The 13848-nt window shown below is 44.5% G+C and carries 6 protein-coding genes; 2 read left to right on the top strand and 4 right to left on the bottom strand.

From position 1 onward, the window contains the following. Positions 1-181 precede the first annotated feature (181 nt). Both AAFN85_RS06470 and AAFN85_RS06475 read right to left on the bottom strand, forming a co-directional pair. Positions 182-3094, bottom strand: a complete 2913-nt coding sequence (locus AAFN85_RS06470) for a two-component regulator propeller domain-containing protein (protein ID WP_347526226.1) — start codon at positions 3092-3094, stop codon at positions 182-184. Between the two features lie 256 nt (positions 3095-3350). After that, positions 3351-4124: a ThuA domain-containing protein gene (locus tag AAFN85_RS06475; RefSeq protein ID WP_347526227.1), complete on the bottom strand. Its 774-nt coding sequence runs from the start codon at positions 4122-4124 to the stop codon at positions 3351-3353. A 454-nt stretch (positions 4125-4578) separates the two neighbouring features. On the opposite strand from AAFN85_RS06475, the gene AAFN85_RS06480 reads away from it, so the two are divergent. After that, entirely contained in the window at positions 4579-7635 is a 3057-nt protein-coding gene (locus tag AAFN85_RS06480; protein ID WP_347526229.1) for a SusC/RagA family TonB-linked outer membrane protein, read from the top strand. Positions 7636-7649: 14 nt separating this feature from the next. Then, complete coding sequence (locus AAFN85_RS06485; RefSeq protein ID WP_347526230.1) at positions 7650-9242, top strand: SusD/RagB family nutrient-binding outer membrane lipoprotein; 1593 nt, start codon at positions 7650-7652, stop codon at positions 9240-9242. A gap of 89 nt (positions 9243-9331) precedes the next feature. On the opposite strand, the gene AAFN85_RS06490 is transcribed toward AAFN85_RS06485, so the two are convergent. Continuing rightward, positions 9332-11362, bottom strand: coding sequence for a beta-L-arabinofuranosidase domain-containing protein (locus AAFN85_RS06490; protein WP_347526231.1), 2031 nt, complete (start codon positions 11360-11362; stop codon positions 9332-9334). A 6-nt stretch (positions 11363-11368) separates the two neighbouring features. Further along, positions 11369-13801: an alpha-L-arabinofuranosidase C-terminal domain-containing protein gene (locus AAFN85_RS06495; RefSeq protein ID WP_347526233.1), complete on the bottom strand. Its 2433-nt coding sequence runs from the start codon at positions 13799-13801 to the stop codon at positions 11369-11371. Positions 13802-13848: the final 47 nt, after the last annotated feature.

Consider the following 13848-nt stretch of genomic DNA (forward strand, 5'->3'; position numbering starts at 1 on the left):
GTAGGAGACACCTACGGAGTCTTCAATTGTTAAGAGTTTTATCTACAAACACGATACTCCTACGGAGTTGTAAAACGAATATCCCAAACTCCGTAGGAGTATCGTGTTTATAGAAAACCGGAAATGTATTTTTGGCTCCGTAGGTGCCTCCTATATACGCCTCGATAAGCGCAGTTAATCATTATTTAGTAACCTCTATCAAAAAATCATAAAGATTTACCTCGGTAGCGAGTTGCAATTTTTTACGTACCCGGTAGCGGCTGATCTCCACACCCTTTAACGAAATATTGAGCAACTGTGCTATCTCTTTAGATGACAGGTTTAAACGCAAATAGGCGCAAAGCTTCAGATCTGTTGAACTTAACCCCGGGAATTTGGCCTTCATGGTGGTTAAAAAGTTATTATGCACCTGGTCAAAATACAGCGAGAAGTTATCCCAATCATCATCGCTTTTTTCGGTATCGCTCAGTAATTTAAAAACGCTCCTGAACTGGTACGATGCATCTGGGATATTGAGCTTTTTGATCAGTAGCATCAGCTCATCTTTAATGTTGAGCATTAGCTTTCCACGATCAACCATTTGCATGGTTAGGGTGGCGAGTTCTTTGTTTTTGTAGTTGAGTTCGGCTTCCAACTTGTCGTTTTTCAGGGTCATGATCTCTTTATCATTCCTGTCAAGTTCAAGACTGTGCAGGTAGCTTAGTCGTTTTTGTTCTTCCTCGTGCTTCTGTTGGTGCAGGTCAAAACGTTTTTGCTGATATTTTATGCCGAGGTAAACGAGGTAAGCAAAAATCGCGAAATAAATTAGGTACGCCCAGATAGTTTGGTACCAGGCAGGTTCAACAATAAAAGTATAATTGACCGGGGCCGATGCCGCGCCTAAATTATTACGCGCCCTTACCGAAAACGTGTATTTACCGTAAGGCAGGTTGGTATAATCCTTCTCTGTTTTAACCGACCATTTCGACCAATCCTTATCAAAACCCATCAGCTTATAAGTAAACTCCTCGTTGCTTTTTTGCGCGTAAAGGGTGGAGGTATATTCAAAATGAAAGGAGTTCCAATGGTTGGACAGGCTTACTATTTGTTTGGAGTTTTGGGCCGATGTTATCTGATCTCCTTTAACAAAATATCCCCCAAAAATAAGACTGTCTTTTTCGGCAATGGCTTTTACAGAGGTAAGCAAAACGTTCAGTTTATTTTCTGACGATACGTATTGCCGATAATTTAGATGGAACACACCGTTATTCGAGCCTACAAAAATATTCTCCTGGTCGTGCGGGTAAATGTATTCGGCACCTTTAACTGTTTGTCCGGCAAGTTCGGGGAAATAGATCACCGTGTAGGGGCGCGAATTTGTTTTTTTACTGAAGTCGATAACGCCTACCCGTTGGTTGCTGATAAACCAGATATTGCCCCTACCATCTTCGGTTAAAAACTCTATTCTCGCGTCGGCAAAAATGGGTTGATAGAATGGGGATGATGTGAAGTTATTCTTATTGGCATTGTATTCATAAACTCCTTTTTCGGTAACGGCGATGATCTTGCCTTTGATAAAATATACGTGGTTGTTAAGGGCTGATGGCAACCCGCTTTTTTCGGCATATTGGGTATAGAGGGCTACTTTTTTTCTATCTGCAGATAACTGCACTTTAAAGATGCCCCGGTAGGGATGTGTAGCCCAGATATTGTTGCTGTTATCGCGGGCAAGGTTCCCTAACGATTCGTAGATGCCATCTACCTTACCTTCAAAACTGAAGTTTCCGTTGTTGTTTTTTAGCAGCTGAAAACCGGTATAAGTACCCGCAATAATATCCGGCGATGAGGGAAAAGCTTTCAGCATCCAGGCACCGGGGCCGGGGGTGATAGGCTTGGCCTGGTTATTATCTATCAGCAAAACGCCATCCTGGTGGCCGGCCAATAGATGCCCCCCAATTTGCGTTAAACTCATAACCGGGCCTTTGGTGTTTTCCACTTCGGTAAACACGCCTGTAGCCATGCTGATATCTTTTTGCGGAGAGTTCAATGGCACAGCATACAAGCCGTTTGATGTGCCTATATAAAGCTTATTGTTAAAAATACTAACCGCGTTACTTTTTACCTGGTTCTCGCGGTTGGGGTAGATGTGCTTAACTGATGTATTATAGTTAACAAAATCGAGCCCGTTTTCGAGGCCGAGCCAAAGGTTATGGTCGCTATCAAGCAGCAGGCTGTGAATGTTGTTGTTTTGCAGACCTTGCTTGTTCGAAAACTGCTCAACCAATGCGCCCTTATCATCTATAATAAATACACCCTTCGCGGCGGTGCCTATGGCATAACGGTTATGGTCTATCTTTTTGCCAAAGTTTACAAGATCGGTATGCAGGGTGGCGTCGATAGCTGTAGGTGCCTTAAGCAGATTAGCCCCGCTTAAAAAAAACAGCCCGTTTTTGCGGGTAGTAACCAACAGGCTATCGCGGCTAAATTCGGTAATGCCGGTAACCCTGATGGTGTTTGTTGGCTGCCCAACACAGGCTTGCCAGCGCGTATCTTTAAACTCCACAAGGCCGATATCCTTATCATGCGCGAATAAGCGCCCGCCTGCCCGGCTCAACAGCATCCAGCCGCCGGGGGCATCAAAGGTGCGCATCACGTTGTTTTTTAGTTCGAAGATACACTCTATCGTACGGAAAAAAACTTCATCATTATAAATAACAATATCCCAGATATCGGCAAACTGGCGGGCTTTTTTAGGGAGTAGTTGTTTCAGTGAATGGAATTTCAGGATCCCTGTCTCGTCCGGGAAAAAGTAACCAACCTCATCCTGCCCACCTACATAAATTCTGCCCGCGGCGTCGATAGCTATTGATTTAATTCCACTGCGATTGGGCAGGGGATAAGTTTTCCAATAACTCCCGTCGAAAGTGAGCAAACCATCCTCGTTGGCAAGATAAAGCAGGCCGTTTTTGCCCTGTTTAATATCCCACATTTCGCTACCGGCATTATACTCATCGTGTGTGTAGTTTTTGATGGCAGGTGTGCCAAGGGTGATCTGAGCGGTAGAAGTGCAAACAAAAGCACGAAGAACAAGAATTAACAGAATGCACTTCTTCATCAAAAAATTACTGTGGTGGTTGAGTAAAACTCAGTTTATAATACGGTTGGCCTGGTTAGGGGCTTGCCGGTTAAGAGCCGTAATTTAATCAACATTTTACATATACTACATAGTAAAATACCCTTAAAATGGCCTTAATTGCTGTATTTGCCTCGTTTTAAAGGCACAACCGATTGCTGTAGTGGTATTGTAGGGGCACAAAAAATAGTGTTAAAATAACAGTAATCGATACTTTTTAAAGGATGTGGCAAGCTGATCAAGGCTTACCTGCGGCCCAAAATATGGCATTGCGAAACAGTGTGGTAAAAGCTACATCGTCAAATAGCTGGGGAAAGTGGCCCATGGCTATATACACATTACGGGCTTTAACATGCTCATTGGTCCAAATCACCGGGTGGTCGCCCATTTTTACATCTTTATTAGGCAAGTAGGTAGTCTCGTCAATACTGGCCAATACGTGTACATTTGGGCGCGGGCTTTTATTATAGATGTACCACTCATCTTCAGTAATAAAGCTTAACGGCAGGTTTTTCATTGCCGGGTGTTTGGCATCCTCTACATGTAACTGGGCAGCGGTACCGCCGGGGATGTGAAGTTTAAACTCGATCCCTCCCATAAAATCCGAATACCATTGCCACATGGGGTAACCATCAAATACGCCTAAAAGAGTGGGATGATGGAAACCAACCCAACCACCGCGGGCATTTTCTATATAGTCGGTAAACGCTTCCTGCGCTTCTTTTTCCCAGGGATAGGGAGGATAATCAAGCTGGATGAATAGCTGGTATTGTTTCAGGAACTCTTTATTGATCTGTTTGGTGTCGCTGATATAATCAACCGTAAAATTGCTGTCAATAGCCAGTTTATTGAGCCAGGCTTTGGCCGCAACATCAAACAGGGCGTGGCCACCGCCGTTTTCGGCTATCGCGATGGCTTTAAAACGGGGGCGCGTTTGTTGTTGGGCTTTTGTTGTTATACTATAATATAGGTGTGTTAAACAAAAAAGAGTTAGAATAATAAGTTTCTTCATTTCAATAACGGATGGATAATTCAGGTAACATTGGTTTAACCGACGGAGAACGCTTTGTTTACAGTGCGGTGTGCTGCAATGATAGATGAAACTTTTAATTTGATGGCTAAACGCTTAAAAAGTAGTGGTAAAGTAGAGCAGTTAGTTGTGTTGTAGCCAAAATTAAATTTTGCCTTATCTCTGCCGGTTAAATTTAATGCGATTAAGCTTTAAGTTTTTAAAAATAAACAACAAGTGCTGGTGCTTTTTAAATAAAAATGATAACTAACGTCAAACTTACAGTTCCGGGCGGTTTTTTATTTGTTTTCGGTACGTAACATAGCCATTACAATTATTATTTCAATACACCACTACATCACCACTACCTGCCCCTAAAACGTGTACAGGCATTAGTTTTTCATTGTAAGTTCGGTCTGTACAACATAACTCATTTCACCTCTTAAATTAATTGTTTATGAAAAAACTCTACATGTTAGTGGTTTTTCTGGCATGCTGTATTATGTACGCGTCAGCCCAGGAAATAACCGTTAAAGGTACTGTGACCGACTCACAGAACTTACCCCTGCCGGGAGTTAACGTTCGCCTTACAGGTACCAGTAAAGGCACCACAACCGATGTTAATGGTAAATTTAGCCTGGCAGTTTCAGGTAACGGCACTTTAACATTTTCGTACATTGGCTATATTAGTCAAACGGTAAACATCGGCGGTAAAACACTTGTAAACGTTACGCTGGCCAACGATTCAAAAATGCTGGAGATGGTTACTGTAACCGCTCTCGGTATCGAACAAAAAACCAAAACACTTAGTTACGCCACCCAAAATGTAGGTGGTGCCGAGCTTGAAAAAGCAAAAGACCCAAACTTTGTGAACTCGCTTGCAGGTAAGGCCGCCGGTTTGGTGATCACTAAAGGCACAGGGGGCGTAGGTAGCGCGTCGAGGATAGAGCTTAGGGGAGCTAAATCTATAGGCGGCAATAGCGCCCCTCTTTATGTAATTGATGGTATCCCTATTGGCCAGGGCGCTGGCGGTACCAATGCAGGCCTGGGCGATGGTTCGGGTATCGATCCGCTATCAAACCTTAACCCCGATGATATTGAAAGTATCCAGGTGTTGAAGGGTGCAAGCGCTGCAGCCTTATATGGTAGTGCCGCCGCCAATGGTGCGTTACTCATCGTTACTAAAAAAGGCAAAGCCGGTGCCACCCGTATCGATTTCAACTCTACAACTACTTTTGATACGCCTATAGGTTTGCCAGAACCTCAAACCGAATATGGCCGCACAACCCAGGGCGCAAATGATATGTGGGGCGCAAAATCAAAAGGAGCGAGTAATGCTTTCATCAAAAACTTTTTTAACACCGGTACTAACTACATCAACGGTGTTTCGCTTTCAAGCGGTAACGAAACTGCCCAGTTTTATGCGTCTTACGCAAATACCAAGGCTAAAGGCATCGTACCAAACAACACCTTGTTAAAGCATAATTTCACCTTAAGGGGCACTGGTAAATTCCTGGATAATAAATTGACGTTGGATGGTTCGGTGAACTACATCTACCAGAAACAGGAAAACCCGCCAAGGGCAGGCCTAACTTTCAGCCCGATGTTTGGTTTATACCAATTCCCTACCGATGATGATTTTAGCAAATACGATAAAAACAACTTTGAAAAGTATGACGCAACCCGCGGTATTTACGAGCAAAACTGGCCTTACGAAAAAAATGAGTTCAGCTCGAACCAAAATCCTTATTGGATAGTATATCGCGATCTGCAGGAGCGTTTTTCGAGTCGTTATATATCATCATTTAAAGCCAAATATGATTTTGCAAAATGGATCTCCTTGCAAGCCCGTACAACTTTAGATGGTTATAACAGCCGTACAGAGAATAAAAACTACGCTACTACCGATCCACTTGCCCAAAGTTCGCAGCAAAGCATCAATGGTTCGTACTATACCAACCAGGGCTATGGTACACACTTGTACTCGGACCTGCTTTTGCTGATCAATACCAAAGTAACCAGGGACTTTTCGCTCGAGGCTACTTTGGGCGCAACCGACGACAGAACGTTTGATTATAATACCGAATTGCAAAGCACTAACAACTATGGTTTAAGCCTTGCCAACTACTTCTCGGCCAATAACTATGACCTTACCCACCCGCTGGCCGTTGCCGAGCATGAGTATAAAGGCCTTACCCAATCTGTTTTAGGTACTGCTACTATTGGCTATAAAGAAACCTTGTTTTTGAATGCTACGGCCCGTAACGAATGGTCGTACACTACGCCAAAATCATTCTTTTATCCTTCAGTAGGTTTATCGTATGTGTTAACCAATACCATTGGCAAATCAGAGATATTATCATACGCCAAACTGCGTGCCTCATATGCTAACGTAGGTAAAGCGCCGGGCATGGGCGATAATAACAGCAATCCACCTTATTCGCTTAATAATATTCAAAATATAGTAGGCGCAAACGCTATTGGTCAGTTGCCGTTTTTCTCGGGCAATGTAGTTACCAATATCAAACCTGAACGTACCAAAACTTTTGAGGTAGGTGGCCAGTTTACGCTATTGAATAACCTGAATATTGACCTGGCTTATTACGACGCCCGTACCTCCGATCAGATCATTACCATTGCCGCACCATCTGGCGCGGGTGCTCAAAGCTTCATCTTAAACGGTGGCGAGATCCGTAACTATGGTTTTGAAGGTAGCGTTAGCTACAACGCCAGTTTTGGCGATTTGAAATGGACACCGGCACTTAACTTTTCGCGCAATATAAACCAGGTTAGGGCGCTAAGTCCGCTGTTCACTGCCGATCGTTATGTAATATCTTCATCTGATAATACCCGCCTGGTGGCAACTTATTTAACCCGCCCTAAGGATGGTAAATACGGGGCGTTTGGTGATTACTACGGCCGGTCTATCCTGAAAAATGCAGATGGATCTGTCAAGGTAGATGACAAAGGTTTGCCGGTGTTATCTGACGCCAACTCAACTTATGTTGGTAATCCTAACCCTAAGTTCCTGGCCGGTTTCAATAACACTTTCCGCTATAAAAACATCAATTTTTCATTCCTGGTTGATAGCCGCTTTGGAGGTCAAACTTTCTCCATGACCCAAACCTGGTTTGATTATAAAGGTATTTCGCAACGTACAGCCGATGCACGTAACGCAGGCGGTGTAAAAGTAAACGGCAAAACAGTTGATGCCAAAGACTATTATGCCCGTATTTCGGGCGGTGCTGATGGTGGCGCGGTGCCTGAATATACCTACAGCGCTACAAACATCCGTTTGCGCGAATTGAGCCTTGGCTACACATTCCCGTTCACCAACAAAACGGTTAAAAATGTAAGTATCGCGGTAAATGGGCGCAATATGTTTTTCTTCTATAAAAAAGCACCTTATGATCCTGAGCAAGCCATTTCATCATCAACCAATACCATGGGTATTGATGGTTTTGGTGTACCTGCTACCCGTTCTTTTGGTTTCAGTGTTAAAGCGTCACTTTAATAATCTCTACAACAATGAAAAAACTTAAAAATATAAAGGGCGCTAAATTCGCGCTAAGCATGTTGGCCCTGTTATCGCTCAGCACATCGTGCAGAAAAGACATGAACGGCCTTAATCAGGATCTGAAACTACTGCCGCAGCCTTTACTGGCCATAGATGGTAAGGAGGCAAGTATTTTATTGCCAGGCATGATGACCAATATCGAATCGGCAGTGAACTATATTTATCAAGGTCAGCAAGATTTGGGGCAGGACGAATATGCCGGTTATACAGCAGTGCCTTCGGTTTTTGTGGGCAACGTAAATAATTTTACCTATAGTTTTGTGGATGATTGGGTGAATTACTGCTGGGACGTTCCGCAGCAAAATATCCTGAACACCTGGCTGCAGTGGAAGCTGAAAAAATACGATACCAAATATCCTGATCTGTACGGCATTGCCCTGATCTGTAAAGTATTTGGCGCCAGCCGCGCGGCAGATACCTTCGGACCGATCCCGTACAGCAAATTCGGCAGTTCGGCTACTGTACAGTTTGATACTGTGGAAGAGGCGTATAACGCTTTTTTTGCCGATCTTGACCAGGCGATTGCCCTGTTATCCGCTATTGAAGATAAGGAACCAGATGCCGATCAGCTTCGTTTTAAAGCTTTTGATAACAGTACCTTCAATGGCGACTATGCTAAATGGATAAAAACCGCTAACACCTTAAAGCTGCGTTTGGCTATCAGGATCTCCAATATAGCCCCGGCTAAGGCTAAAACCGAGGCCGAATCTGCAGTAAGTAACAAATATGGTGTTTTGGAAAGCGCTGATGGTGGCTTCCTGATGAAAGTATCGGGCCAAAACCCTATTGATGAGATCGTAACTTCATGGGGCGATATGCGTCTTGGTGCCCCGGTGAGCAGCATATTAGGCGGTTTGAAAGATCCGCGATTAGCTAAGATGGGTTTACCTGCCGAAGATCCGGCTCTTGGCGGGCAGATCAAAGGCATCCGTACTGGTATCCCCCTGGTGGTTGGCGTTTACAGCAAGTACTCAAAACTCGCAACTTCATTCAGCGCGCCGCTGAAAATTGTTGATGTGGCAGAAAGTTATTTTCTACGTTCGGAAGGGGTAGTACGTGGCTGGAATATGGGCGGAGGATCGGCCCAAAGCTTTTACGAAAATGGCGTGAAAACATCGTTCAGCGAATATGGGGCAGGAGGGGTTGATACCTATCTGGCCGATGCTACCTCAACTCCGGCTGCTTATGTAGATCCTAAAAATCATGATAACGACGCGCCTGCATTATCCAACATCACCATTAAATGGAACGATGGCGATACCATGGATAAAAAGATGGAGCGCATCATTACCCAAAAATGGATAGCCATGTTCCCTGAAGGTTATGAGGGCTGGGCAGAGTTTCGCAGAACAGGCTATCCTAAGCAATACCCGGTTAGGAATAACGATAGCAAGGGCAAAATTGCCAATGGCGATTTTGTAAAACGTATGCCTTACTCTTCATCATTCACCAACTCATCAAAAGCGCAGGTTGATGCCGCGGTTTCTAAAGAGTTTGGCGGAGATGATAGTCCGGGTAAACGCCTTTGGTGGGATGTAAATTAATAGCAGATCAGTTTTATTGGTTAATTAAAAAGCGGGCCGACCGGTTATGGTCGCCCGCTTTTGTTTTGTGCTGATCACATTATCCTGTCTTAATGCTGGCCAACGCCATTCATCCAAACCTGGTAGCTGGCTTTACCATCATTACCAACCGAATAGAACGGAACCGCGGTGAGTGTTTCTTTATTGGCGGCTGATGTTACTTTTACCACATTAACGCCGTTCGCATTTTTGCTTTGCTGTAATTGCCCACCGCCACTTGCCGGTAATGTACTTTGAGTAAGCGGCGGGTTCCCTTTAGTCTCGAACGCGTAAACCAAAGGCCCGGCTGCGATAGCCAATTTATTACTCAACTCGGCAACCTGTGTGTTGGGTGTAACAATACGTGGTTGCACGGGCAGGTCTAAACTGATCTGATCTCCTTTTTTCCATTTACGGTTGATAACTGCATAACCATTTTCAATAAGTAAAGGAATGGATTTGCCGTTTACCGTAAGAGTAGGTTTTCCCTGCGATGCGGAATTATACAGGCCGAAAGGATTTTCCTGACCTGTAGCCCATCCCGGAATGCGAACATGCAGGGCAAAATTATCAGCTTTAGCCGGATCGATATTGATCTGGATCTTCCCATTCCAGGGGTAGCCGGTATGTTGACTGATGGTTAGTTTGCCCATTCCACTACCGATATTTGCGGTACTGCCGATAAACAGGTTTACATAAATACCCTTTTGCTTATCTGTAGCATAAATATAACCCGGCAACGCGCCAGCCATTTTTAACAGCATAGGAGGGCAGCATGGGCAGCTATGCCATACCCAACGCGGGTGATTGGTAGCAATGAGCGGATTTTCGTAATTATAATGAGTGCCATCCAGCGAGATACCAGAGAGGATATTATTATAAAGTGCCCGCTCAAATTCATCCATATATTTACCATCTGCCTGTAGCTCATTCATGCGCTCGCTGAAAAACGAGGCGCTTACCGATGCGCAGGTTTCGAGATAAGCTGATTGCGGCAGGTAATAATCTTTGCCAAACTTTTCATCATCAGCAATGGCACCCTGGCCTCCGGTAATAAAGGTGCGTTTGCCTATCATGTTATCCCAATAGCGGTTGGCGGTTTGGATATATCGCGGATCATTTTCATACGCGCCGATAGTTGCTATCCCCGTGCCTAATAAGGTAGCCCTTACCGCATGGCCTTCGATGGTTTGTTGGGTAAAAACAGATTGATCATCCTGGTTGTAGCTTCCGTATTGTTGCCTTTGGCGCGATCCATCTGCATCGGCAGGTGCACCACGGTGTTCTGTCCAATATTTGGCGAGGTGAAGGTAAGCGTCAGGTGTTACCGGTGCCTGTACTTTGGCAGCTATAGCGGACTGGGTTTTAAATAACAGGTATAGTTTAAAGAAAGCTTCTTCCGGGCCTGCATGGCCTGGAATCAGGTTCAATTTTGGTGCGTCGCCCATTACTTTACACATATAGCCGGCCATTTTAACCGCAACGGTTAATAGTTTGGTTTTACCCGTGGCATTATAGTAGTGTACGCCTGCTTCAACCAGCATACCTGCGTTGTATAGGTCGTGCTGCCAACGGTCGTCACCTCCGTTTGTGCCCCAGCGTTGGGTGGGGCGGTTAAGTGTGGTATAGGTGTTAATGTAACCGTCGGGATCGGCAGCTTGCGCGGCTGCTATACGATCGATATAGCCGTCAAGCTTTTTCTCCAGTTGCTTATCAGGATGGCTCACCAGCAGATCTGCCGCGCCACGAATGCTTTCGTAAACTAATCCATCGTACCAAGGTGGGCCATCACTTTCGGCGGTATTCTTTTTGCCTTGTGCAACCCTGTCGAAATTAAGAAAGGCATTGCGGGTATGGCCCAGTTTTTCTTTTTCTTTGATGAGGTCCTCACGATCAGGTTCGTAATTACCTTCCAGTTTATCCAACACATCATAAACCGTAACAGTATGAAAAGTATTCAATTTGGGCGACCAAAACGCATCATTTACAGTAACCTGTTTTATATCAACCGGAGTTAGTTTTTGCGCGTTGCCTGTTGCGATATTTAGCGTTGCAAAAGATGCGCTGGTCAACAATATCTGTATTATGTTTTTAGCTTTCATTATTACTTATCGGTTAAGGCGAATAATGGTGTACGATGTTGCAGGCAAGGTATAATTAATAGCATTGTCGGGCAATAACACTTTGGTTGTTTTAGGGATAATTGCTGCAGGTTTTGCTACGGTATCAACATCTTTTAGCTTTCCGGCTAATTGTGTTATCGTCACCTGCGCGTTCCGCTTTTCAAAATTATGCAGATCAATTTTTGCGGGTACTGGTTGCTCTGTGGGGTTAACGATGTGCAATATTAACTGTTTGCCATCCTCGCTGAGGGTGGCGCTTACATCAATTTTGCCCTTAGCTGTGGCTGCAATATTTAAAGGCAAATGATTTGCCGATGCCATTTGCTGTGAATAAAACGGGGGCATGCCCCAAACTTTATCGGGCGTAAAAAACACTTGTCCCTGGTCCCAGCCGTTATCGTTTTGCCCTAAGGCTTGCAACGCGTTTGCCGCGCAGGAAGTGAGCACAAAATCGCCATGCCTGCGTACTGCATTCAATGTACTTGCGTGGCCTAATGCCCTTGATACATCATGACGGCCGCCGTTTTCTTCAAATATGGTACACTTCATCTGGGTATTAGGGTTCCATGAAGTAAATAGCGCTTGCATCCGGGTTAGCGAACTATCTACTTTAAATCCGGCATCAGGGTTATCCGCATCGGTGTGCAAATCCCAATAATCGGCCTTGCCATCTACGGCTTTGAAAACCAGTTCCATATTAGGCGATTCTGGTCGCCACCAGGCCGAGCATACAAATTTAAGCGACGGATCTTTGGCGTGCATGGCACCTTGCAACAGGTTAAAACGTTCGGTATAGTGTTCGTATTCTGATTTAACATCGCCGTTAAAAATTACCTCTTCGTTGCCTATTTCAATATATTTTACTTTGTAGGGAGCGGGGTGGCCGTTTGCGGCGCGCATTTTACCCCAGGTAGTAGCGGCATCACCTTTCAGGTATTCTATCATATCGGTAACATCCTGAGGTGTTTCTTCAATGTTGATCGCAAACGCCGCTTCAAAACCAGCCGCTTCGCAAAACTGAAGAAAATCTTCAATGCCAAAACCATTGGTACTGTAAGGGTACCAGTGACCGGTATAAGGAGGCCGCTTTGCTCGCGGACCAATCATCTTTTTAAAACGATAGCCAGTGGCATTAACCATAGTACCTCCATAACGCAAAAAGTTGAGGCCTTCGCGCTGCATGGCGGTACCAATGTCGCTACGTAGGGGCAAGCCTTTAAATTGCTCCTGTTTGCACATTAATGTTGCCTGGTCGATCCAAAGTTTTCCCTTGCTGTTTACGCTGATGACAAAGCGGGCTTTGGGGTAAGTTTGTGATGCTTTAAGGTTAAATGGGTAAGATGCCCAATCCCGCGTAATATGCTTGATCACCTGCGTGGTATAAACTTGTTTGCCATCAGTGCTTTGTAGCGATAGGGTTACGCCGCCGCTCAAGACCTCGCCCTTCATTAATAATGTACCAGAGTAACTATTCCCGTTGCGGATCGCTATTCCCCAACGGTTCAATCCGCCATTGGCTATGCCGATTGATCCCTTGCCCCCGTTATGTATGATGACCTGAGATTGCCTGCCATTATAAGCATTGGTAGTATCTATCGAGTATGAACCAACGCCGTTAAAGTTTACAGCATCCCACGCGCCACTTACCTGCGGTGTGGGTTTGGTGTAAAAGTTTTCTGTCGAGGATTTATCATTATGGGTTATGGTCAGATCTTTAAACTCCACATCGGCATTGTAAGTTCGCAGCCCGAAACTACCCGGAGATAAAGGGGATTTGCCGTCGGTTAGCACAGCTACGGCTTGTTTATCATCATTAAGATAAACCTTGAACACCCCGTTATTATTTTCAACTTTAAGCTTTATCCAGCTTTTAAAATCGATAGCAAGCTTTGTTTCGCTTATTGGTGTCCAATTATCCTTGTGCTTGCCAAATACCAGTACTTTTTTGTTGGGATCAAGGCTGATCTCGTAGCCCGTAAAGCTATCGGCACCATTGTGCGGATTGTTTACATTGAGTATGATGCCCGCGTTATCGTTTCGTTTGCCAAATTTTATCGATACTTCGGCTGTATAAATATTGCCGGGCAACTGCTGTTTTATCAGCTTAAACCCTTCGCCTGCGTTAACCTTTATAACGTTTTTATTAGGCTGCCAGTAACCGTCATAGTTTTTCCAGCCGTTAATAACAGGTGCCGCGGCAGGTTCTTCAAAGCTTTCTCCAAAAATTCGCTGATCATAAAGCCCTCCGTAAATTTCATGGTTTACATCTTCAATACAGGCTCCGTAAAGCTTAGTGGGAATCTTGTTAAGTACTTTGCCTGCATCAACGGTTATTTGCGCGCTTTGGGCAAGGGTAAACAACGGAAAGACAAGTAAAGCTGGCAAAAAAAGCCTCGCGGCCGAATTTTTAAAAAACATGGAGCAGGTAAATAATTATTATGTTTGTTGGTAATGTAGTGCAAAAA

Origin of the sequence: Mucilaginibacter sp. CAU 1740, from assembly GCF_039839285.1 — a bacterium.
Classification (GTDB): domain Bacteria; phylum Bacteroidota; class Bacteroidia; order Sphingobacteriales; family Sphingobacteriaceae; genus Mucilaginibacter.